Source organism: Nocardia yunnanensis (genome assembly GCF_003626895.1).
Classification (GTDB): Bacteria; Actinomycetota; Actinomycetes; order Mycobacteriales; family Mycobacteriaceae; genus Nocardia; species Nocardia yunnanensis.
The window spans coordinates 6181540-6205487 of the sequence record NZ_CP032568.1; the positions used below are offsets into that span (position 1 = coordinate 6181540).

General features: G+C 68.5%; 16 protein-coding genes and 1 pseudogene. 9 read left to right on the forward strand and 8 right to left on the reverse strand.

The features are described 5' to 3' along the window. Positions 1–16: 16 nt before the first annotated feature. From D7D52_RS28975 to D7D52_RS28990, 4 genes are all read left to right on the forward strand, one after another. Positions 17–1228, forward strand: a complete 1212-nt coding sequence (locus D7D52_RS28975) for an acetyl-CoA C-acetyltransferase (protein WP_120741402.1) — start codon at positions 17–19, stop codon at positions 1226–1228. A 37-nt stretch (positions 1229–1265) separates the two neighbouring features. Then, positions 1266–3419 (forward strand): 3-hydroxyacyl-CoA dehydrogenase NAD-binding domain-containing protein, encoded by a 2154-nt coding sequence (locus D7D52_RS28980; RefSeq protein WP_120741404.1) that lies wholly within the window; start codon positions 1266–1268, stop codon positions 3417–3419. A 268-nt stretch (positions 3420–3687) separates the two neighbouring features. Then, a complete protein-coding gene (locus tag D7D52_RS28985) occupies positions 3688–7284 on the forward strand; it encodes a serine/threonine-protein kinase (protein ID WP_120741406.1) in 3597 nt (1198 codons plus the stop codon). A gap of 64 nt (positions 7285–7348) precedes the next feature. After that, a complete protein-coding gene (locus tag D7D52_RS28990; protein WP_425464576.1) occupies positions 7349–8818 on the forward strand; it encodes an alpha/beta hydrolase in 1470 nt (489 codons plus the stop codon). A gap of 52 nt (positions 8819–8870) precedes the next feature. Here the strand turns inward: D7D52_RS28990 and D7D52_RS28995 are convergent, their stop codons facing one another. From D7D52_RS28995 to D7D52_RS29010, 4 genes are all read right to left on the reverse strand, one after another. Then, a complete protein-coding gene (locus D7D52_RS28995; RefSeq protein ID WP_120741410.1) occupies positions 8871–10187 on the reverse strand; it encodes a class I SAM-dependent methyltransferase in 1317 nt (438 codons plus the stop codon). Further along, positions 10184–11614, reverse strand: coding sequence for an FAD-binding oxidoreductase (locus D7D52_RS29000; protein ID WP_120741412.1), 1431 nt, complete (start codon positions 11612–11614; stop codon positions 10184–10186). The genes D7D52_RS28995 and D7D52_RS29000 overlap by 4 nt, the downstream gene beginning before the upstream one ends. Positions 11615–11817: 203 nt before the next feature. Continuing rightward, a complete protein-coding gene (locus D7D52_RS29005) occupies positions 11818–17058 on the reverse strand; it encodes a WD40 domain-containing protein (protein ID WP_120741414.1) in 5241 nt (1746 codons plus the stop codon). Positions 17059–17205: 147 nt separating this feature from the next. Further along, positions 17206–17673 carry a toll/interleukin-1 receptor domain-containing protein gene (locus tag D7D52_RS29010; protein WP_120741416.1) on the reverse strand — a complete coding sequence of 156 codons (468 nt, stop codon included), beginning with the start codon at positions 17671–17673 and terminating at the stop codon, positions 17206–17208. A 46-nt stretch (positions 17674–17719) separates the two neighbouring features. On the opposite strand from D7D52_RS29010, the gene D7D52_RS29015 reads away from it, so the two are divergent. Continuing rightward, positions 17720–18961 (forward strand): SLC13 family permease, encoded by a 1242-nt coding sequence (locus D7D52_RS29015; protein WP_120741418.1) that lies wholly within the window; start codon positions 17720–17722, stop codon positions 18959–18961. Here the strand turns inward: D7D52_RS29015 and D7D52_RS29020 are convergent. Next, positions 18958–19854, reverse strand: a complete 897-nt coding sequence (locus D7D52_RS29020) for a hypothetical protein (RefSeq protein ID WP_120741420.1) — start codon at positions 19852–19854, stop codon at positions 18958–18960. The genes D7D52_RS29015 and D7D52_RS29020 overlap by 4 nt on opposite strands. Before the next feature lie 150 nt (positions 19855–20004). Between D7D52_RS29020 and D7D52_RS29025 the strand changes: the two genes are divergently transcribed. Next, on the forward strand, positions 20005–20439 hold the full coding sequence (locus tag D7D52_RS29025) for an SRPBCC family protein (RefSeq protein ID WP_120744537.1): 435 nt from the start codon (positions 20005–20007) through the stop codon (positions 20437–20439). Here D7D52_RS29025 and D7D52_RS29030 read toward each other — a convergent pair. Beyond that, positions 20436–20783 (reverse strand): VOC family protein, encoded by a 348-nt coding sequence (locus tag D7D52_RS29030; RefSeq protein WP_120741422.1) that lies wholly within the window; start codon positions 20781–20783, stop codon positions 20436–20438. The two genes, D7D52_RS29025 and D7D52_RS29030, sit on opposite strands and share 4 nt — an antisense overlap. Positions 20784–20797: 14 nt before the next feature. Next, positions 20798–21607 carry a MerR family transcriptional regulator gene (locus D7D52_RS29035; RefSeq protein WP_120741424.1) on the reverse strand — a complete coding sequence of 270 codons (810 nt, stop codon included), beginning with the start codon at positions 21605–21607 and terminating at the stop codon, positions 20798–20800. A 101-nt stretch (positions 21608–21708) separates the two neighbouring features. On the opposite strand from D7D52_RS29035, the gene D7D52_RS29040 reads away from it, so the two are divergent. Both D7D52_RS29040 and recR read left to right on the forward strand, forming a co-directional pair. Then, a complete protein-coding gene (locus tag D7D52_RS29040; RefSeq protein WP_120741426.1) occupies positions 21709–22041 on the forward strand; it encodes a YbaB/EbfC family nucleoid-associated protein in 333 nt (110 codons plus the stop codon). 16 nt (positions 22042–22057) lie between these two features. Beyond that, a complete protein-coding gene (gene recR / locus D7D52_RS29045; RefSeq protein ID WP_120741428.1) occupies positions 22058–22666 on the forward strand; it encodes a recombination mediator RecR in 609 nt (202 codons plus the stop codon). A 318-nt stretch (positions 22667–22984) separates the two neighbouring features. Here the strand turns inward: recR and D7D52_RS29050 are convergent. Then, positions 22985–23260 (reverse strand): annotated as a pseudogene (locus D7D52_RS29050) (NAD(P)-binding protein); the annotation flags it as partial. A 219-nt stretch (positions 23261–23479) separates the two neighbouring features. On the opposite strand from D7D52_RS29050, the gene D7D52_RS29055 reads away from it, so the two are divergent. After that, positions 23480–23926: an Rv0361 family membrane protein gene (locus tag D7D52_RS29055; RefSeq protein ID WP_120741430.1), complete on the forward strand. Its 447-nt coding sequence runs from the start codon at positions 23480–23482 to the stop codon at positions 23924–23926. The last annotated feature ends 22 nt before the right edge of the window (positions 23927–23948 follow it).

The following is a 23948-nucleotide window of genomic DNA, read 5'->3' on the forward strand; positions in this document are numbered from 1 at the left end:
AGAGGAAAACTCCGATATGACCACAGAGGCCTACATTTACGAGGCCATCCGCACCCCGCGCGGCAAGAACCGCGGAGGGTCGCTGCACTCGGTCAAGCCGATCGATCTGACCACCGGTCTGGTCCAGGAGCTGCGGAACCGGTTCCCGAACCTGGACGAGGACCGCATCTCGGACATCATCCTGGGTGTCGTCTCGCCCGTCGGCGATCAGGGCGCGGACATCGCCCGCACCACCGTGCTCACCGCCAACCTGCCCGACACCGTCGGCGGCGTGCAGATCAACCGCTTCTGCGCCTCGGGCCTCGAGGCCGTCAACCTGGCCGCCCAGAAGGTGCGCTCGGGCTTCGACGACCTGGTCCTCGCCGGTGGCGTCGAGTCCATGTCCCGCGTGCCGATGGGCTCCGACGGCGGCGCCATGTTCATGGACCCGTGGACCTCGTACAACGCTTACATTGTGCCGCAGGGCATTTCGGCCGACCTGATCGCCACCATCGAGGGCTTCTCGCGTGACGACGTGGACGCCTACGCCGTCCGCTCGCAGGAGCTGGCCGCCAAGGCCTGGGACAACGGCTACTTCGCCAAGTCGGTCGTGCCGGTCAAGGACATCAACGGCCTGACCGTGCTGGACAACGACGAGCACATGCGTCGCGGCACCACCGCCGCCGACCTGGGCAAGCTGAACTCCGCCTTCGCCGGCATCGGCGACATGGGCGGCTTCGACGCCGTGGCCATGCAGCGCTACACCTACGTGGAGAAGATCGACCACGTCCACACCGGCGGTAACTCCTCCGGCATCGTCGACGGCGCCGCGCTGGTGCTGGTCGGCTCCGAGGAGGCCGGCGCCGCTTCGGGTCTGACCCCGCGCGCCCGCGTCGTGGCGACCGCCACCTCCGGCGCCGACGCCACCATCATGCTGACCGGCCCGACCCCGGCCGCGCACAAGGCGCTGGCCAAGGCCGGCCTGACGGTCGACGACATCGACCTGTTCGAGATCAACGAGGCCTTCGCCTCCGTCGTCCTGAAGTTCCAGAAGGACCTGCAGATCCCGGACGAGAAGCTGAACGTCAACGGCGGCGCCATCGCCATGGGCCACCCGCTGGGCGCCACCGGCGCCATGATCACCGGCACCATGGTCGACGAGCTGCACCGCCGCAACGCGCGCTACGCGCTGGTCACCCTGTGCATCGGCGGCGGCATGGGTGTCGCCACCATCATCGAGCGCGTCTGACGCCCACCGACTTTTCTCAAGGGAGATACGAAACACAATGACCGAGAACATGATCGGCTGGGAAAAGGACGCCGACGGCATCGTCGTGCTGACCATGGACGACCCGAACCAGGGCGCCAACACCATGAACCAGCTCTACAAGGACTCGATGAAGGCGACCGTCGATCGCCTGGTCGCGGAGAAGGACGACATCACCGGTGTCGTCATCACCTCCGCCAAGAAGACCTTCTTCGCCGGTGGCGACCTGAAGAACATGATGAAGACCACGCCGGAGAACGCGGCCGACATCATGGAAGAGCTGACCACCATCAAGGCGGACCTGCGTCGCCTGGAAACCCTTGGCAAGCCGGTCGTTTCGGCCATCAACGGCGCGGCGCTGGGCGGCGGCCTGGAGATCACCCTGGCCACCCACTACCGCATCATCGCCGACGTCAAGGGCGCGCAGGTCGGTCTGCCCGAGGTCTCCCTCGGCCTGCTGCCGGCCGGTGGCGGCGTCACCCGCATCACCCGCATGCTGGGCATCGCCAACGGTCTGATGGGCGTGCTGCTGCAGGGCCAGAAGTTCAACCCGGCCAAGGCCAAGGCCACCGGCCTGGTCAACGAGGTCGTCTCCTCGGTCGAGGAGCTGGTCCCGGCCGCCAAGGCGTGGATCAAGGCCAACCCGGACAAGGGCGTGCAGCCCTGGGATGTCAAGGGCTACAAGATCCCCGGCGGCACCCCGTCCACCCCGGCCCTGGCCGCGAACCTGCCGGCCTTCCCGGCCAACCTGCGCAAGCAGCTCAAGGGCCAGAACATGCCCGCCCCCAAGGCGATCATGGCCGCGGCCATCGAGGGCGCCCAGGTCGACTTCGAGTCCGCCTCGCTCATCGAGTCCCGCTACTTCGTGTCCCTGCTGACCGGTCCGGTCGCCAAGAACATGATCCAGGCGTTCTTCTTCGACCTGCAGCACATCAACAACGGTGGCTCGCGGCCGAAGGATGTGCCGAAGCGTGAGATCAAGAAGGTCGGCGTGATCGGCGCGGGCATGATGGGCGCGGGCATCGCGTACGTCACCGCCAAGGCCGGCATCGACGTCGTCCTCAAGGACGTCACCATCGAGGCCGCCAACAAGGGCAAGGACTACTCGGTCAAGCTCGAGGAGAAGGCGCTCTCGCGGGGCAAGACCACCGAGGAGAAGTCCAAGACCCTGCTCGACCGCATCAAGCCGACCGCCGACGCGGCCGACTTCGCGGGCGTGGACTTCGTCATCGAGGCCGTGTTCGAGAACCCGGAGCTCAAGGCCAAGGTCTTCGGCGAGATCGAGGACATCGTGGACGCCGACGCGCTGCTCGGATCCAACACCTCGACCCTGCCGATCACCCTGCTGGCCAATGGCGTGAAGCGGGCCGAGGACTTCATCGGCATCCACTTCTTCTCGCCGGTCGACAAGATGCCGCTGGTCGAGATCATCAAGGGCGAGAAGACCTCCGACGAGGCGCTGGCCCGGGTGTACGACTACACCCTCGCCATCCGCAAGACCCCGATCGTGGTGAACGACTCGCGCGGCTTCTACACCTCGCGCGTGATCGGCAAGTTCATCAACGAGGCCATCATGATGCTCGGTGAGGGCATCGACCCGCAGACCATCGAGCAGGCCGGTCTGCAGGCGGGCTACCCGGCGGCGCCGCTGAAGCTGTCGGACGAGCTGAACTTCACCACCATGCAGAAGATCTACAAGGAGACCGCCGAGGCCATCGTGGCCGCCGGTGGCGAGATCGACGCCGCCTCCGGCGCGACCGCGCAGATCCTCGACAAGATGGTGGGCGAGTTCGACCGCAAGGGCAAGGCCGGCGGCGCGGGCTTCTACGACTACGTCGACGGCAAGGCCACCGGCCTGTGGTCGGAGCTGCGCTCCACCTTCAAGACCTCCACCGAGCTGCCCGAGGGCGTCTCGCTGCAGGACCTGAAGGACCGCATGCTGTTCGCCGAGGCCATCGAGACCCAGAAGTGCTTCGACGAGAACGTGCTGACCTCGACCGCCGACGCCAATATCGGCTCGATCTTCGGCATCGGCTTCCCGGCCTGGACCGGTGGCACCCACCAGTTCATCGTGGGCTACCCGGGTGGACAGGAAGCCTTCGTCGCCCGCGCCGACGAGCTGGCCGCCAAGTTCGGCAGCCGCTTCGAGGTGCCGGCCTCGCTGCGCAAGTAAGCCGAGAGCGGTTGAACCGCTGAGGTAGTGGTATCCCGAGACCCGGGTCGTGAAATACACGGCCCGGGTTTCGGCGATAAAGTGAACATGAACGGGACGTCGCCCGGCGTGACAACTGATCTAGCGGCGATGTGGGTAACTCGTCGGGTACGTCCAGAGTCGGTTTGGCACTCAACCTCCGCCGCGCGTGCGATACTGGCGACGGCTCCAAGGCCGTGCGCTGAGGTACGGGGAGGCGGGGGAGCAGTGGTGGCTCGAGGTGGTTGGGATGAATCCACAGGCGCGCCCGGGTGGCTCACGGAGTGAGCCGAACCCTCCTGAAAACTCCACGCAGGCATACCTTCCCATCGCGATCACCGACGAGCTGGAGGCCATGGGGTTGGTCGAGGCCGAGGAGATCGGCCGGGGCGGGTTCGGCGTGGTGTATCGCTGTACCCAGCGCGCGCTGGATCGGGTGGTCGCGGTCAAGGTGCTGTCCACCGAGATAGACGATGACGGGCTGGAGCGGTTTCTGCGTGAGGAGCACGCCATGGGGCGGCTCTCGGGACACCCCAACATCGTCGACATCCTCCAGGTGGACGTGACGCCGAGTGGGCTGCCCTACATCGTGATGCCCTATGCCACACGCGGATCGCTCGAACAGGTGGTGCGCGACAACGGCCCGCTGTCGTGGTCGGATTCGCTGCGGGTGGGCGTGAAGCTGTCCGGCGCGATCGAGACCGCGCATCGCGCCCAGGTGCTGCACCGGGATGTGAAACCGGCCAATGTGCTGTTGAGCCGGTACGGCGAGCCGCAGCTCACCGATTTCGGAATCGCCCGCATCCCAGGCGGTTTCCGCACGTCCACGAGGCTGATCACCGGGTCGCCCGCGTTCACCGCGCCGGAGGTGCTCAAGGGCGACGAGCCCACCGTGCGCTCGGATGTCTACGGTCTGGGTTCCACCCTCTTCGCCCTGCTGACCGGGCACGCGGCCTTCGAGCGGCAGGCGGGCGAGAAGGTGATCGCGCAATTCCTGCGCATCACCAGCCAGCCCGTGCCGGATCTGCGCGAGTTGCAGATCCCCTCGGATGTGGCCGCGGCCATCGAGGCGGCCATGTCCCCGGACCCGGACGATCGCCCCGCCAGCGCGGTGGAATTCGGCGACCTGCTGCGCACGGCGCAGATCGACAACGGTCAGGTGCCCGACGAGATGGCCCTGCTCGACGGCGACTCGCAGCCCGCCGAGGGATCGGATTCGACTGCCACCCAAGCCCTCACGCACCGTCGCGCCAAGACCGTGGTGACCGCGCCGCGCAGCCCGTCGCTGACCTTGCGGCCCGCCGGCGGCACCAGCATCCGATTCCCGGCCACGGGAAACACCCTGCCGCCCACGCCGGCCACGAAGTTCCGCCCGCCGAACCCGGTGCGCGAGCCGATTCCCCGGCCGCGGCTGCTGGAGCCGCTGCGCGCGGGCGGCCGTCGCCGGCTGGCGCTGATCCACGGCCCGGCCGGATTCGGCAAGAGCACGCTGGCCGCGCAGTGGCGGGCCGAGCTCACCGACCGCGGGGTGGCGGTGGCCTGGATCGGCATCGACCGCGACGACGACAACGAGGTGTGGCTGCTGGCCCACATCATCGCGGCCATCCGCAAGGTGCGCCCGGAGATCGGCGCGGGTCTCGAACAGCTGCTCGAGGAGCGGCCCGCCGAGGCGGTGCCGTACGCGGTGTCGGCGCTCGCCGACGAGCTGGCCGCCTCCGACCAGCCGGTGGTCGTGGTGGTGGACGACTGGCATCGCATCGGCGACGCCGGCGCCCAGCGCGTGATGGAGTCGCTGCTCGACAATTGTTCGCACCATTTGCGTTTCGTGATCACCGGCCGGGAACGGGCGGGGCTGCCGCTGAGCCGGCTGCAGGTCGCCGACGAACTGGTGGAGATCGGCGGCGAGCAGCTGCGGCTGACCGTGGCCGAGACCCGCGAGCTGCTGGTCGAGCGCATGGGTCTGGAGTTGAGCGAACGCCAGGTGGAGCAGATCCACACCGCCACCGACGGCTGGCCCGCCGCGATCCAGCTGGTCGGGCTGTCGCTGCGGCCCGCCGACCACGACGTGGACCGCCTGATCGCCGGACTCTCCGGCGACAACAAGGCGATCCGCGAATACCTCGCCGAGAACGTGCTCGACACCCTCGAACCGCGCATGCTCGAATTCCTCACCGCCGTAGCGGTTCCCGAGCGCGTGAACGCCTCACTGGCCGAGGCGCTGACGGGGGCGCGCGACGCCGCCGACCTGCTGGACCAGGCCGAGCAGCGAGAGCTGTTCCTGCACCGCGTCGCCGACGATCCGAGCTGGTATCGCATGCAGCCGATGGTGGCCGAGCATCTGCGCGCCCGCCTCGACCGCGCGCAGCCCGGGCAGTTGAAGAAGTTGCACGGCAAGGCTTCTCGCTGGTTCGCCGCGCACAATCTGATCCGGCAGTCGGTGGATCACGCGCTGGCGGCGACCGAGCTGAACTACGCGCTGGATCTGGTCGAGAAGGGCGGGATGGACCTGATCGACAGCTCCCGGCTCGCCACCCTGTTCGGCACGGTGTCGAAACTGCCTGTGCAGCAGGTGGCTTCGCGCTCGAAGCTGTTGATGGCGCTGGCCCGCGCGAATGTGAACCTGCAGCAGTCGGGTGCGGCCCGCACCGCGCTGGGCCGGTTGTCGAACATGCTCTCGCGCAGTTCGCCCGGCGATGTGGAGGCGATCCATCAGCGCTGTCAGGCCGCGGTGCTGGCGGCCGCGGATCAGGTGGCCCGCGACCGCACCGACGGGGTGCTGGACAAACTCGCCGAGAGTTTGGAACTGGCCGACGAATTGCCGCCGTGGACGGTGTCGACGGCCGCGAATCTGGCCTCGTATGTGCGCCTGTGCGAATTCGACTTCGAGGGCGCGCGGGCGGTGCAGAAGTGGGCCGCGCCCTATCACGCGCGGTCGGCTGATCCGCTGGGCGAGGTTTTCGGGCTGTGCGCGCAGGGCGATATCGCCTACGAGCAGCTCGATATCGAGGCCGCCACCGGTTTCTTCGAGCAGGCCTGGCAGACCGCGCGGGACCGGGCGGGTTCGCGCTCGAATTCGGTGCGGGTGGCGGCCGCCCTGCTGGGCGAGGTCGCCTACCGGCGCGGCGATCTCGACAGCGCCGAACGGCTGCTGGACCAGAGCCACGAGCTCACCGCCCGGGTCGGCCCGGTCGATTTCCTGGTCACCATCTTCGTCAGCGGCGCCCGGGTCAAGGCGGTGCGCGGCGACCTGGAGACCGCCGCGGCCCGCCTGGACGAGGGCGCCCGCATCGCCGCCGAACGCAAGCTGACCCGGCTGGCCGCGCATGTGCGCGCCGAACGCCTGCGCCTGGGCCTGCCCGCGGACGCGTCGACCGCGGGACTGGTCACCGACCCCATGGTCCGTTCCCTGCGGCACGCCACCGGCGCGGCCGCGCTGGCCGCCGAGGCCGAGGAGTTCGCCACCGTTCGCGCGCTGCTGGCCCGCCATTACCGGGGTGAGGATCGCGCCACCGACGATCTCGCGCCGCTCGGCACCGACGACACCGCGGTCAAGCGGGCCCGCGCCCTGCACGCCCGCATCCGGGAGCAGCGCCGCCCGCGCGCCGAGCTCGACTCGGGGCTGCTGCTGGCGGAATGCCTGTCGGTGTCGGGCTGGCTCGGCGAATCCATCGCCGTGCTCACCCCCGTGGTGATCCGGTGCGCCGAATTGGGCTGGCGGCGACCGCTGCTGGACGCGGGACCGGGAGTGTCCAATATCCTGCGCACGCTGCGGCACGAGATGCCGCTGGACACCGGCGGCCCGGACGGTCAGCTACTGCCCCGGCAATTCCTCGACTCGCTGATCTGACTCGTCAGAGTTCGCGGAGCGTATTCACAGCGTTCCTCGAGGAATGCCAGAGACAATCGCCGTCGTGCCTGTGACACCTCTGCTCCAGTCCCCGCCCGCGGTGCCGCCGGCCCCGCAGCTGCCCGCGCATACGCAGGCCGGCTATCCGGGCTTCCACCACGGGGTTTCGCTGTTGCACGGCTGGCTGCCGCAGGTGATCACCTTCGCGGCGGTCTTCCTGCTGGTGCTGGCGTTCGCGCGGTTCACCCGCCGCTGGTGGCTGCTGTGGGTGCCGGTCTGCCTGGTGTTCGCGGGCGCGGTGGTGTGGGCGTCCTGGTCGTACACCGACAACGAGGGGCTCGCCTCGGATCCCGCGCCGGTGCTGCTGTGGGCCGCGGTCGGGCTGGCGGGCGCGGGCCTGGCCGCCGCGGTGGTGGGCATCCGCACCGGCAGCTGGTGGCAGCGCGTCGCGGCCATTCTGGCCGTTCCGGTGACGCTGCTGAATGTCGGTGTGGTGCTGAATCAATGGGTCGGCTACTACCCGACCGCGAATGCGGCCTGGGCGGCCCTGACCGCCGAGCCGCTGCCGCACCAGACCGATCTGGACGCGCTGGCGTCGCTGCGCGATACGAATGTGGGCACCGGGCGGATCGTGCCGGTCGACATTCCGGAGTCGGGCAGCCATTTCAAGCATCGCACCGAATACGTCTATCTGCCGCCGGCCTGGTTCCAGGGTGACAAGCCGCCCGCCCTGCCGGTGATCATGATGATCGGCGGCGAGTTCAACACGCCCCAGGACTGGGTGAACAGCGGCCAGATCATGGGCAGCGTGGACGATTTCGCGAAATCCAACAACGGCCAGACCCCGATTCTGGTGTTCGTCGACTCCGGCGGCAGCTTCAACAACGACACCGAATGCGTGAACGGCCCGCGCGGTGACGCCGCCGATCACCTCACCAACGATGTGCCGGACTACGTGGAGTCCACCTTCGGCGCATCCGCCGACCCGGCGAAGTGGGGCATCGTCGGGTGGTCCATGGGCGGCACCTGCGCGGTCGATCTGACCGTCATGCACCCGGAGAAGTTCGGCACGTTCGTGGACATCGCGGGCGATCTCGGCCCGGCCGCCGGCACCAAGGAACAGACCGTCAAGCGGCTCTTCGGCGGCGACGAACAAGCCTGGGCCGCCTTCGATCCCGTCACCGTCATGCGCAAGCACGGCCCCTACGCCGACACCGTCGGCCTGTTCGACGATCTGACCCCGCCCGCCGCGCAACGCCGGATGGCCAACGACCCGGCAATGCGGGCTCGCATGCAGCAGCGGCAGGTCGACGAGAGCAAGATCGGCATGGGCGGCCAGGACGGCGTCTTCGACACCGGCGAGGTCGGCGCGGCCGAGGAGCTGTGCGCCCAGGGGCGGCAGGTGAACGTCGACTGCACGGTGCACACCACCGAGGGCGGGCACACCTGGCAGTTCGCGGCGGCGGCGTTCACCTCGTCGTTCCCGTGGATGACGGCGCGGCTGGGTATCCCGGTGGCCGGAATCTCGTCCTAGAACGACAGCGGGCGTGCGGCAAAGCCGCACGCCCGCTGTGTTTTACGAGCTCTCAGGCTTTCCACCAGGGGCGCAGCGGCACCGTCCACGCCTGGTCGTCGCCGAGCTTGACGCCCAGAACCTGGTGCAGCTGCACCACATTCCGCTCGAAGCCGAGCTGACAGCCCGCCATGTACAGCCCCCACACCTTGGCGGTGCCCTCGCCGACCTCGGCGACCGCGTCGTCCCAGTTCTTCACCAGGTTGTCGCACCATTCGGCCAGCGTGAGCGCGTAGTGCGCGCGCAGGTTCTCCTCGTGCAGCACCTCGAGACCCATGTTCTGGATCTCGGTGATGATGCGGCCCGAGCCCGCCAGTTCGCCGTCGGGGAAGACGTAGCGGTCGATGAAATCGCCCGCCTTGGTGACGCGGGTGTTGTCCGGCCGGGTGATGCAGTGGTTGAGGAACAGACCGCCGACCTCGAGCTTCGACTTGATGAACTCGAAGTAGGCGGGGTAGTTGTGCACGCCGATGTGCTCGGTGAGCCCGATGGAGGACACCGCGTCGAACTCGCCCTCGCGCACGTCGCGGTAGTCGGAGTGGCGCACCTCGGCGAGGTCGGTCAACCCCTCCTCGGCGATCTTGGCCTGCGCCCACTCGGCCTGCTCGGCCGACAGCGTGGCGCCGATGACCTTGACCCCGCGCTTGGCGGCGTAGCGCACCATCCCGCCCCAGCCGCAGCCGATGTCGAGCAGCCGGTCGCCCGGCTTCAGGTTCAGCTTGTCGAAGACGAGGCGATACTTGTTCTCCTGCGCCTGTTCCAGGGTCCACGCGGGATCCTCGTAGGCGGCGCAGGTGTAGGTCATCGACGGGCCCAGCACGTACTCGTAGAACGTGTTGGAGACGTCGTAGTGGTGGTGAATGGCCTCGGCGTCACGAGTCTTGCTGTGCCGCAACCCCTCCAGCGCGATGCGCCGCCAGCGCGGCAGCGTCTCCTGCGGCGGCGGAGCGATCGGCTTGAGCAGCTCCCAGCCCAGCGAGCGGGCGATGACCACCAGCTGCAGGGCGGTGGGGCGACGGAACTTCAAGCCGCCCATGGCCTTCAGCAGCTCGTACGGGTCGCCGGGATGCACGCCGTGGGCTTCCAGGTCACCGGCGACGTAGGCGCGGGCCAGGCCCAGATCGCCGGGCGCGGTGGCGATGTAGTTGACGCCGCGCGGGGTCTTGATCTCGAGGCCGAATTCGGAGTCCTCGGGCCCGGCGCTGCTGCCGTCGTAGCAGGTCAGGCGAATCGGCACCGGTCCGTCGAGCAGGGTCTCGAAGATCTCCGCGATCGTGAGTTTCGTTCCGAGCTCGGCGAACACGTCGGAACGGTCCTTGAACGTGGTCATTTGCGTTGCACCGCCTTCGAATACAGATCCAGTAGACGAGAATCCGGGTCGTAGCGCTTCTTGAGGGACGAGTAGGCGCCGTCGCCGTAGTAGAGCGCGGCGAACTCATCCTGGTCGTAATAGGAGTCCGAATACAGGGATTTATGACCGTCCAGTTCGGACACCTTGTGCTCGATGGCGCGATTGGCCGCGCCCTCCTGCTGTCCGGGCGTGGTCGGCACCGCCGACCAGAAGCCGACATTGACGTACGTGCGGCCGGGCTCGAGCGGATACAGCGGCCAGGGGCGCTCGCCCTCGGCATCGCGCAACCGCAAGGGGCACAGCCAGATCGGCTCGATCGGGATCTCGCGCAGGAACCACTCCACGAAGTCCGCGGTGCGCTCGATGGGCACCTCGATGTCCTGCACCACCCGCTCGCGCGGCGGATTCCCGTGCCGCGCTTCGATCTTGTCGCCGATCGCGTACTTGTGATCCAGCGCGATCAGCTTCCAGTAGAAGCTGGAGCGCCGGTACTGCTTGGGCCAGAACCGCCGGATGGTCGGGTGCTGTGCGCCGAAAGCCCGTGAGCACCAGAACCAGTCGGTGTCCCAGCGCCACAGGTAATCGTGAATGGTGAGCCGATCCCGTTTGGGCTGCTTCGCGTCGTGCTGAATGGACCGGTAGAAGATGTCCATGCCCGTGTAGTCGCTGACCGGGCCCGGCTCGTCGGTCTGGCGGCCCAGCACCAGGTAGCTCTCGTCGGCGGTGAACACCACGCCGTCGAGGTAGTCGACCGGTTCGCCGTCCCAGGAGCGTTCGGCGATGATCGCGACCATGGCGGCTTCCAGTTGCCGCAGATCGTGAAACCTCAGGTGCCGCAACGCCACATAGGGCTGAACCTTTTCCAGCTCGATCTTCAGCCGCGTCGAATACCCCAGTGTGCCGTACGAATTGGGGAAGCCGCGGAACAGATCGGCGTGCGCGCCGTCGCGGGTCGCGGTGACGATCTCGCCGGCGCCGGTGAGCACGTCGATCTCCAGCACCGATTCGTGCGGCAGGCCGTTGCGGAAGGAGGTGGACTCGATGCCCAGCCCGGTGACCGCGCCGCCGAGGGTGATGGTCTTGAGCTGCGGCACCACCAGCGGGGCCAAGCCGTAGCGCAGGGTGGTGGCGACCAGGTCCTCGTAGGTCGTCATGCCCGCCACATCGGCGGTGCGCGCCTCCGGGTCCACCGCGATGACCTGCGTCAATCCCGATACGTCGAGTCCGGGCGCGTTACTGCGCGCCCGAGCCCGGAACAGGTTGGACGTCTTCTTGGCCAGCCGCACGTTCGCATCCGGAGGGATGGCGCGGTACGAGGCCAGCAGTCGATCGACCCCGGCCCGATGCGCGGTGAAACCCGATTCCTGTGCGGCCGGTGCGCGGCCGGCCTTCCCCAACAGACTCACTGCCACCTTCGGAAACCTAGCGTGCACCGACCGGTACGGCCAGCAGGGGAGTACCGGCGGGGCGGTTTTTCACGCACAGTTCGCATACGTGTCGGCAGGTTCGACCTGCCCTTGGAGAGTCTATTCCCCGTATCACGGTGATGATTCTTACTTCAGCTAACAATTAGATTGCGGCGTTTCGATTGCGCTGTGACTGGCGGAAATCAGAGCGGCTCGTCGAGTTCGACCTGACGGATCGCCTCCAGATACGGGTCCAGCTCGCCCGGCTCGAAGCGGCACATGCCGATCACGTGCCAGAACTGGCCGCCCGTCAGCCCCTCGGTCTTGTACCGCCCGTCCGGTGTGAACGCCACCCAGCCCTCGGGCAGGCCGAGCAGGGTGGCGCGCAGCTCGGGCGCCGGTGCTGGCGCCCCCGCACCCGGCTCCGGCAGCGACCACAGCATGATCGAGCCGTCGTTGCCGCCGCTGGCCAGCAGCCGGCCCGACGGGTCGAAGGCCAACGAGCGCACCCGGTTTCGATGCCCGTGCAGCGTGTGCAGGTGCGCGCCGGTGGCGATGTCCCACAGGTTGACCCCCAGATCGTCACCGGCCGTCGCCAGCGTGCCGGAGACCGGGTCCACCGCCAGACACCACAGCCGCCCGCGATGCAGGTCCAGCCGGTGCAGCGGCGGGCCGCCCGCCGAGTTCCAGATCCGCACGGTGCCGTCCCAGGAGATGCCGGCCAGCCGATCCCCGTGGAAGACCACCCCGTACACGCGGTGGCCGCTCGCGTCGGGCCGCAGTTCCGGGTCCAGCAGCGTGGTGCGCAGCCGGCCCGACTCCACCTCCCACACCCGCACCTGCCCGTCGTCGCAGCCGGTGGCCATGAGCGCGCCCGCGGCGTCGAAGGCGATCGAGCGCACCCGGCCGCGATGTTCGCAGCAGACCACGTGCTCGCCGCCGGTCTCGCGGGTCCACAGGGTGACGGTGTCGTCGTCGTTGGCGGTGGCGATGAAGCGCGCGGACGGGTCGTAGGCGACGGCCCACACCGGGGCCGAGTCGACGGTGATGTCGCGCTCGGCCGCGCCCGCCTCGATATCGAACACCCGCAGCCGCCCGGCATTGCCGACGGTCACCAGCTGATCCGGGTCGAGCGGGCTGAAGACACCCGCCTCCAGCGTGATCAGCCCATCGGCGCTGCCGTGCAGCCGCTGGGCCAGCCGCCCGGTCGCGGCATCCCACAGCCGCACGCTGCCGTCGTTGCCGCAGGCGGCCAACAGGCTGCCGTCGGCGTTGAAGGAGACCGCCCGCACATGGCGGCCGTGCCCGGTGAGGGTGTGCAGGTTCGCGCCGGTCGCGGGATCCCAGACGCGCAGCGCGAATTGGTCGTCGGCGACGGCGAGCTGACTGCCGTCGGGACGGAACGCGAAGGGCCAGATGGACCCGGTGTGCCCGGTCAGCCGATGCAGGGACGCGCCGGTGCGGCCGTCGCGCACGTGCACCGCGCCCGCGGTGTCGCCGGTGGCGAGCATATCGCCGGAGGCGTCGAAGCCGAGCCAGTGGATGCGCGCCGAACCGTGTTCGGTCCGGTGCTGCAGACGCGCCCCGGTTCCGGTGTCCCACAGGTGAATTCCGCCCTGTGTGTCACCGCCGGCGATGATCGGTTCGACGGGATGGAAGGCCACGGCGTACACGAAGTCCCGATGCCCGCGCAGCTCGTGCACCAGCGTCCCGTCGACCGAATGCCACAGGCCCAGTGCGCCGTCCGCGCCGGTGACGGCCAGCAGCGTGCCGTCCGGATCCCAGCAGAGGCGGCGCACCGGGCCGTGCGCGCCCTGGAAGCCGCCGATCTCGGCGCCGGTGGCCCGCCGCCAGACGCGCACGGTGCCGTCGTCGTACCCGGCCGCCACCCGGTCGCTGTGCACGGCGATACCGTAAACCCGCTGTGGCACACCGCCGGCCGCCGGGAACTCGTGCAGCGGTTCGCCGTCCGGCAGCTGCCACAGCCGCACGGTGCCGTTCGCGTCGCCGGTGGCCAGCAGCGTTCCGGCGGTGTCGGTTTCGAGCGGCCACGGCCAAAGTGCGAGGCCGGACAGGATCTTTCGCACCGCGCCGGTGGCCGCGTCCCAGATGCGGACCGTCCCGTCGGCGGATCCGGTGACCAGCACCTGCTCGGTGTAGGCGACGGCGAAGGTGCGGTCGCGATGTCCATGCAGGGTGCGCAGGGTGCGCCCGGTGTCCGCGCCGTAGATCACCACGCTGCCCGAATCGCAGCCGATCGCGACCGTGCCGCCGTCGGGGCTGAACGCCAGCAGCCGCGGCAGCCGTCCGGTCTGCGCGTCGACGCCGTGCTTGACCCCGATGGCGTTCGGGGCGAATTCGGTGCGCGGCGGGGTGCCCGGCACCCGGCCGGCCCCGGCCAGCGCGGTACCGATCGGTGTGCCCACCACATCCAGCAGGGCCGCGCGGATCCAGCGGCTGCCTTCCGCCCGGGCGCCGGTGAGGTCGGTGCGCGCCAGCCGGGCCCCGGTCAGATCGGCGCGACCCAGATTGGCGCGCACCAGCGACGCCTGATCCAGTCGCGCCCGGTGCAGCCGGGCCTCGCGCAGGTCGGCGTGTTGCAGGTTGGCGCTGATCAACTGCGCCTCGGTGAGGTCCGCCCCGCGCAGATCGGCGCCGGCCAGCGACGCCTGATCCAGTTGCGCCCCCACCAGTTTCACCTCGCGCAGCACCGCGTTGTCCAGCACCGCGCCGGAGAGCCGGGCGCCCGACAGGTTCGCGCCGGTGAAATCGAGTCGCTGCAGGTTGCGGAACGACAGGTCCTCGTGCGAGAGGTCCAGCCCGCGCAGATCGCTGTCCCCGCAGATGCGCAGCCGGGCGGCGATCCGGGCGGCATTGGTGCGGGTGATCTCGTGCTCGCCGGGCTCGGCCTGGATGCGCGCGACCCACGCGCGCAGCAACTCGGCATGCGCCAGATCGCAGAGGAATTCGACGGCCAGCGGTTCGAGCTGGGCCTGCCGCAGCGGCGCGGGTGCGGTATCGCCGTCGGCGAACTGCCGTGCGACATGGTCGGCGACCAGCCAGTCCCGCACCGAGGAGTGAATGAAACCGAACTGGTTGTCCTCGCCGCGCACGATGAGGCTGCGGGAGCCGAGGGTGTGCACGAACTGGGCGACATTGAGCCGACTTGCGTCGATTCGCTCGACGGCGTCGTGCGCGACCTCGGTCATTTCGGTCAAGGTCAGGTAGGGCCGGCCGGTCTCCCACACCCGCAGCGCGAAACATGTGACGGCCAGCCATAATTCGTCCAGCCGCAGCGCGGGCTGCGAGCTGGCGCGTTCCGGGGACCGCTCGATCTCGAAATTCAGCCAGGCCGTGAGGATCTCGCGATACAGCTTCGTCGGACCGATGATCTGCTGCGCCCCCGCGGCGGTGCGCAGGCGCTGCTCGTCGAGATCGGCGATGAAGCTGAGCATGCGCGGATTACGGGCCAGCTCGAGCAGATCCGGGATGCCGCGCAGCAGCCCCATGCGGATGTCCGCCGAGGGACCCGCCGTGCCGTAGCGCTTCACCAGGAAGGCGTGCACCTGCTCGTGGGTGAAGTTCTCGACGCCGAGGATGTAGCGGTCCGGACGCGGCTCGTCCTGGGCGTTCAGGGCGGCCGCGACCTGGTCGTAGGACTTGAAATGCTGGGTGCGGCCCGCGACCACCACCTTGGCCCGGCCTGCCGCCGCCTGCAGCAGGGTGGCCATGTGCTCGGCGGCGCTGTCGTAGTTGAGGCGGGTCAGCTGTTCGTCGAAACCGTCGAACAGCAGCACCACCCGGCCCTGGGCGAGCATGTAGCGCAGGGCGCGCAGATCGATGCGGGATTCGCCGTTGCCGGCCAGGTGCGCGGCCAGCAGGGTGTCGAGGGAACCGGCGCGGTCCAGATTGCGGAGCTCGATGAGGATGGGAATCAGGTCTCCGCCGGATTCGGTGAGGCGGCGGGTCAGCTCGCGCAGCGCGAAGGTCTTGCCGAGCCCGAAATCGCCCAGCAGCAGCACGAATCGGCCCTCGTCGGCGGTGACCAGGCGCAGCAACTCGGCGACCAGGTCGTTCTGTACCTCGCGGCCCTGCGGAGCCAGCATCCGGAAGCGCTGCGGCACATACAGTTCCGCCGGATAAATCGGGTCCTCGCGCAGCCGGGCCACCTGCTTCCGCCGGTACCCGTCCAGATCGGCGAGGCCCTGGAAGTCGGCGAGGCTGCGGACGCGCACGCCTTCGGCGGCGGCGCGTTCGCGGAGCTCGCCGTGCGGGTCGGGACCCAGATAGACCAGTTGCGAGCCGGGTTTCGGCTGCGGGCCCAGGAATTCGTCGAGGACCTGTACGGTCACCTCGCCGACGTGCGCGCCGATGATGAGCTGCTCGATCACCGGATCCGAGTTGACGGTGACCAGCAGGTAGGGCGGGTCGGAGGCGGTGCGGCGGATGCGGGCGTCCGGGTAGCGCACCTTGCAGACCTCGGTGACCTGTTCGAGCAGCAGTTCGTGCGGGCGGACGGTGTCGGAGGGGCGTGGCTCGCGGGCGGGCGGCGGGGTCGCGGCGGTCAGCTCCGAGCGGGGCGCCGGACCCGTCACCGCGGCAACGTAACCGGTCCACTCCAGGGCGCGCGGGGTGGGCGGTTCGGAGTCGTCGAGCCGGTAGCGGGTCAGGCCGTCGGCGGTGATGTGGAGCAGTTCGGCCTGGCCGGGGGCCGGGGCGGACAGGACCGGCAGGGTGCCGCCGCGATGGGCGACCGAGCCGCCCGCCCGGCTGGGACCGCGCAGCAGCAGGTGCAGCCGCGGGCCCAGTCGCCGGAAGGTGTCCGCGGCGTCGCGCAGGATGCTCGGGTCGTACCGGGCGGTATTGGGGCTCGGGGCGGGATCGTGCGCGATCACGCCCAGCCGGAACCAGCCCTGCGCTTCGTAGGCGCGCAATTGCGCGGCGAACCAGTCCTTCTGCTTGGCGCCGACCGCGCCGAAATCGTGCTCGGGTTCGTGGGTGGCGGCCATCGTGGAGTTCAAACCCGCGACGGCCAGGCGTAATTCGGGGATCTCGAACAGGGTCCAGGGCTGGCCGACGTCGAAGACCAGATGATCGAGGCCACGATACACGGTGCGGAACATCTGCTCGAACAGCTTGAGCTTCGCGTAGTACGGCGGCACGGGAATCCGGTCGTAGGCCGCGCATTCGCGAAAGTAGGCGTCGCAGGCCAGCTTCGAGATGTCGTGACTGCCCGGCACCACGACCACCCGGTGCGGTTCCAGCTTGAGCAGCACGCGCAGGCCGCCGAGAAACGTGACGGCCTTGCGGAATTCGGTGGGATGCGCGGATTCGGTCAGATCACCGCTGACCACGATGAGATCCGGCGGCGGGGCCTGCTGATCCACCAGATCGGTGACCGCGCCGTAGAGATGGGATTGCAGCCCTTCGGGATCGGCCGGCACCTCCCCGCTCGCTATCGCGCGCCCGAACCGCGGACCCGACACGTGCAGGATCGACAGTCCCGGGTGCGAACGCCGCGCCGCCGTTCCGCCCGGGAATTCCGGCGCCGACAGGGGCCGTCGCGCCGCGTCGGAATCCGTTGCCGCCGATCAGATGTCCTCCGATCCCGCACTCGACGGCCGGCGCGGTGTCCACCGCTGCGACAGCATGCGCTCCACCTGGTCGAGCACCAGCCGCCGCACCTGCCCCGCGTCCTCGACGCCGCGCAGATCCAGGAACCCGACGCCCGACGGCAGCCAATCCATCGCGCAGTCGCCCACCCGGACCGCCAGCAACTTGCCCGGATCCACCTCGAGCGCCGCCTGCCATTCCCGATTGGCGTGCCGCGACGACACATAGTTCTGCGTCACCACCGCCACGACGAGATCGGATTCGCGTACCCCGCGCCGCACGAATTCGCCGTAATTCGAGGCGGGGTCGAAATCCCATGCGGCCACCACGGTTCGATAGCGGGCTTCGGCCCGCTCGAATTGCCACGCCAGCCACACGGCCCAGCGTTCATCGGCCGGTGAATAGCTGGCGAAGATCGTTCGAGACTGCCCACCCCACAGCGTCACCCCACCAGTATCCCGCGCCCGATCGCACCTCTGCGATCATTTTCCAATGCCCGAAGCCCAGCAGGAGCCCGATTCGCCGCCGCGGGCACGATCGGCCCGGCGGCGACTCGGCGTGCTGGACACGGTGCGCCTCGGGTTGCTGGTCGCCGGGTTGCTCTGTGTGGCAACGGGTCTGCTGCCCAGGGCCGATGCCGAGGCGAACATGCGGCGGATCGCGCCGCTGCTGTTGTTCCTGGGCAGTGTGATCGTGCTGGCGAATTTGGCGCGGCGGGCCAAGGTGTTCGATGTGATCGCGCATCGGCTGGCGATCATCGCCGGCGGGAACTACGCGGGATTGTTTCTGCTGTGCGTGCTTTTCGCGTCGATCACCACGACCGTGCTCAATCTCGACACCACCGCGGTGCTGCTGACCCCGGTGATGCTCGCCCTGGCGGTGCCCGCGCGGATTCCGCCGTTGCCGCTGGCCATGACGACGTTGTGGCTGGCGAACACCGCGAGCCTGCTGTTGCCGGTGTCGAATCTGACCAATCTGCTGGCGGCCGACCGGGTGGCGCTGGACGCCACCGGGTTCGCGGCCAGAATGTGGCTGCCGCAGGCGCTTTCGATCGCGGTGACCATGGTGTGGCTGTGGTGGTGGTATTGGCGGCGGGGCGAGCGGGGGACCGACCGCTATGTCGTGCCGGAGCCGATTCGCCCGGCCGATGCGCGGGAGCGGGTGCTGCTGTACGCGTCCGGGGGCGCGTGCGTGCTGTTCGTGCTCGCCATTCCGCTCGTGGGCGACAATATCGGTATCGCGGCCGCCGTGGCCGCGGTCCTCGTGGTGGCGGTCTTCGCGATCTGTGATCGATCCGCGTTGCGATGGTCGCTTTTCCCCTGGCAGCTCTTGGTTTTCGTGTCGGGCCTGTTCCTGGTGGTGCCCACCTTGTCGGCGCACGGCCTCTCGACGCTCATGGACCATCTGATCGGCGACGACACCAGCGGCCCGGGGATCTTCCGGGCGGCGGGCGCGGGCGCGGCGCTGTCGAACGTCGTCAACAATCTGCCCGCCTACACCGCCGGCGAGGTCGTCATCGCCCACGGCGAGCGAAATCAGCTGCTGGCCTTGCTGATCGGCACCAACGTGGGCCCGGTGGTGACCCCGTGGGCGTCCCTGGCCACCCTGCTGTGCCTGGAGTTCTGCCGCAGCCACGAGGTGCGGGTGCCCATGCGCAAGTTCGTGCTGACCGGCCTGGTGCTCGGCGTCGCCGCGACCCTCGCCGCCACGGCGGGTCTGTTGATCACCGGCTAGAACGTATTCACCGGCCGCAGCGCGTATTCCACGATCTCGACCACGTCGTCGTCGGTGTACACGCTGGGCAGCGGCAATCCCACCTGATCGAGAACGCGGCGGGTCTGCACGATGGTCGGCTCGCTCGGCGGGCGCAGCTCGGTGTCGCGGCCCAGCGCGATCGGTCGGCCCTGTTTGAAGCTCACCGCCAGTTCCCGTGCCAGATCGGAGTATTGGGTCTTGCCGTGCTCGAACAGCAGCGCGGGGGTGTTGGCGCCGCGCTGGTTCATGATCACGACATCGTCGGACATGTCCCAGCGGTAGGTGGTCAGCGCCGACGACAGCGCCAGGTCGACGGTGAGGAATTCCGACTGCTGCCGGTACCAGGCGCACGCCAGCACCGTCGCGTACGACTGCTTGCGGATCCGGTCGGCGGTCCAGGGCCGCCCGTTCGCGTCACCGCGCGGCTGCAGCGAATTGCGGTACAGCGCTTCGGCCTGACACAGCTGCTCGTTGCCCGGATCCAGGATTTCCACCTGCACGGTCAGCAGTTGGTGTTCCGCGCGGGCGCGCTCGAGGAAGTACGGCAGCGTGGTCACCCGCAGGAAGGTGCCGGTGCCGCCCCGGTGGATCCAGCGATCGGTGGTGCGGCGCGCGCGGGCGTGCGCCTGATCGATCTCGGCCCCGTACAGCATCCGCACCGCCGCCGATTCCTGGACCAGCCGGGCGATGCGATTGCGGTCCCGCAGAATCGTCACCGCCAGCAGGCTCAACACCAGCAGGATGGCGCCGCTGACCAGATTCGAGCCCGCGTTGGTCTTGTCCAGGACCTCCAGCAGGATGACCGTGGCCGCGATGAGCAGCGTCACGACCCCATCGATATTGAGCCGAAGCCAATTCACGAAGCGCAGCATCACCGCGTCCTCCCGCGCAGTAGTGCCACCCAGAATAAGTGGCCCGCCCCACCCCGCGCAGCGAACCCGCGGACCCCGGGGCGGCGTAGCATGACCGAGCGGTAACAGGGCAGAAGTGCCGGTCAGCCCGGAATCAGTAAGGAGCACATGGTGGGACAGGTCAGCGCCTCCAGTTCGATCGTCGTCGCGGCGGATCCGAAGCGCACCCTCGACGCGATCGCCGACTACGAGACAGTCCGGCCGAAGATCCTCTCCCCGCACTATCGCGACTACAAGGTGGTCGAGGGCGGGCAGGGCGCGGGCACGGTCGCGGAATGGACGCTGCAGGCCACCGAGAAGCGGCAGCGCAATGTGCGCGCCGCCGTCTCGGTCTCCGATTCCATGGTGACCGAACGGGATTCGAACTCCTCCATGGTCACCGCCTGGACCGTCACCCCGTCGGGCTCCGGCTCGCTGGTCACCGTGCGCACCACCTGGAAGGGCGCGGGCGGCATCGGCGGCATCTTCGAGGGCATCTTCGCGCCGCTCGGCCTGAAGAAGATCCAGGCCGAGGTGCTCGAGAACCTGAAGAAGGAACTCGCCTAATCCTGGGCGATGTCGAAGAGGTTGCCTTCGGGGTCGGACAGCGTCGCCCACTTGACGCCGTACTCGTCATAGTCGGCGAGGTGCTTGGCCCCGAGCGCGACCGCCTTCTGGATCTCCGTCTGCTGATCGGGTGAGTGCAGATCCAGGTGGATGACGTTCTTACCCGGATTCTTGTCGGGCACCGCGATGAACATGAATGTCGGTGTGGCGGCGTCATTGTCGATGGTCGCGAAGTGCTCGTTGGCGCCCGGATCGACGGGGCGCTCGAACAGCTGCGCGTAGAAACCCGCCAGGGCGGCGGCGTCGTGGCAGTCGATGGTGATATTGCCGAGGGACAGTGCCATGGGTGCTCTCCTTTTCAGAGCCGGCCGATCGGCCAGCAGACTTCGGTGCGGTAGTCGGTCGGATCGGCGTCGCCGGGCCCGACCAGGTAGTTCTCGCGAATGGGTTCGGTCAGCGCCGAATCGTGTTCGGCCACATGGCTGCCCAGGGCGCCATAGGTGCGGTCGAAATCGGTGAACGGGCCGGCGTGCACGGCGATGGCGAAACGGCGCGCGGGCAAATCGAGCACGCTCGCGGCGTCGAAGCGGTCGCGATGCCGGGCCTCGATCGGGACGAAGGTGACGACTTCGCCCCTGTCCTCCTCGAAGAAACTCGGCGCGTAGGTGGCCCCACCCGGTCCGGCGGGCGCGAGATCGACGGCGGCCAGACGCTCGTACAGCGATCCGAAGCTGTACTCGCACCACTCGCCGCAGTCCTCGCGCGCCACCACCTTGCGCATCGCCACGGCCGGATGGCTTGCGACGGAACGGTATTCGACACTGATCCGCGCCGACGGCAGCAGCAGCGATTTCAGCGAGGCCACCACGTCCCGGGTGCGGACCAGCTCGGCCTCCATGCGCTCGAGGTGCGCCCGGATGGCCGCGTCGCGCGCCGCCTGATCCGGTGCCGCCATGACGGCCTTGATCTCCGGCAGCGGCATGTTGAGCTCGCGCAGCCGTTTGATCAGATGCGCCTGATCCACCTGTGCGGTCGAGTAGAACCGGTAGCCCGAACCCGGGTCGATCGACACCGGCTCCAGCAGCTCGATCTCGTGGTAGTAGCGCAGCGTCTTGATGGTCAGGTAGGTGAGCCGGGAGAACTCGCCGATCGGAACCGTTGCCGTCATGCCCTAAGCGAACACCCTCCAGCGAGGGGAGAGTCAAGAAGCCGGGCGCCGGGCGGCGACTAGGCTGGGGTGCGATCACCATCCCCCAGGAAGGACGCGCCGTGCAGCCCGGTGAAGGATTCGACATCCAGCAGTTGATGGCCCAGGCCCAGCAGATGCAGCAGGCCGTCATGGCCGCGCAGCAGGAAATCGCGGAATCCGAAGTGGAGGGCGAGGCGGGCGGCGGCCTGGTGCGCGCCAAGATCAAGGCGACCGGTGAGGTGGTCGCCCTGACCATCGACCCGAAGGTGGTCGATCCGGAGGATGTCGAAACCCTGCAGGACCTGATCATCGGCGCGCTCAACAGCGCCATGGAGTCCGCGCAGCAGCTGGCCGCCGAGCGGCTGGGGCCGCTGGCGGGCGGTCTCGGCGGCGGCGCGCTGCCCGGATTCTGAGCGGAGGACGGCGCAGGTGTACGAGGGTCCGGTTCAGGATCTCATCGACGAGCTGGGCAAACTGCCCGGCGTCGGTCCGAAGAGCGCACAGCGCATCGCGTTTCACCTGCTCTCGGTGGAGCCGCCGGAGATCGACCGCCTCCAGGCGGCGCTGCAGAAGGTGCGCGACGGCGTGCGGTTCTGCGCCGTCTGCGGCACCGTCTCCGACGGCGAACTCTGCCGCATCTGCGCCGACCCGCGCCGCGACCGCACCATGATCTGCGTGGTCGAGGAGCCCAAGGACGTGCAGGCCATCGAGCGCACCCGCGAATTCCGCGGCCGCTATCACGTACTCGGCGGCGCGCTCGACCCGCTTTCGGGCATCGGCCCCGACCAACTCCGCATTCGGGAATTGCTCACCCGCATCGGAAATCAGGACGACGGCGTCGACGTCACCGAGGTCATCATCGCCACCGACCCGAATACCGAAGGCGAGGCCACCGCCACCTACCTCGTCCGCATGCTCCGAGACTTCCCCGGCCTCAGCGTCACCCGCCTGGCCTCCGGCTTGCCCATGGGCGGCGACCTGGAATTCGCCGACGAATTGACATTGGGCCGAGCCCTCTCCGGCCGCCGCACCCTGTAAACCGCCGAAAATGGCTCAAAACCCCAAGCCTGGATAGGTTTTCGGAGAACCCCGGGCCCAATCAAGTTGAGGGAGAACCTCTGGGCCCATTCAGGTTCCAAGGGGAACCGCGGAGGCGCCCCCTCGGCGGCCCAATGGGTTTAGGGGAACCCTGGGCGCAATGGTGTTTCCGGGGAACCCTGGGGCTCAATGAGCCTTTCCGGGTAGCGGCTGGGCGTGCTGGGTGACCGGTGGACTCGCTGAAAGTGGTTGCTGGGCAATGTAAGAGCGCAGAGTCCTGGTAAAAGGATGTTCGACCAAGAACACATCTTCATAAGCGCCGTAGTCGATATTGCCCAGCAGCCGCACCTGATCCTTGTCCAGGACCTTGTGCAGGGCGGTGATGATGCCCTTGATGCGCGGGTGATCCGGGGCGACGCCGTAGCGGATCAGGCCGAACGGCGCGGGCATACGCTCGTAGAGGTCGATGCTCACCCCGTCGAAACCGGTGGGGGCATCGGACTTCATCAAGGCGTCGGCGGCGTAAATACCGGCCGGTCCTGCGCCCACGATCGCAATGCGTAGCGGGCGGGTCGCTGCACTCTGTTCGGTCATTCTTCCGCGCACCCTTTGGGTCGAAACTAACGTGTCGTCAAAACTTAGCCGTCGTTCTTAGCTTAGGCTAAGTTGACGCCTGGCTTCGGATGCCGCCATTGGCCCCGATGCTGCAGCGTTGCTGCGTGGTCCTGCTATTCCCGCGACTGGGGCGGAAATTGTTCCGATTCTATCGGTGGCATTCGGGACCCCTCGCGCGCACCCAGGCATGATCTATCCATGAGCGACGCGGAGGAGACAGTCGAGGAGCCCTCGGTCCGGATCGAGCAGAACGAGGCCCGGAGCATGTGGCCGTTCCTGGTGGCGGCGGGTGTCATCGCCCTGGTGGTGCTGGGCATCGTGATCGCCACGCTGATCTCGCCGGTTGAGAAGAATGTCACAGATAAAGATCTGCTCTCGGCGCCCGCGGGCAACTTCATCAAGGCCCGCAGCGACACCGGCAAGGACGATCTGTCCTACGCCTGCAAGGGATTCGACGACAACAACTCGCCCCTGAAGATCGCCGCCGACGCGGGCGGGCCCATCTCCTTCGACCGCCTCACCGAGCCCAAGATCGACGGTGACAAGGCCACCGCCCAGGTCACCGTCAGCGCCGGCGGCACGCAATCCACCTCGACCTGGCACTTCACCAAGGAGAATTCCCGCTGGCTGGTCTGCAATGCCTAATTTGCCCTCCGCTTCGCTCCGG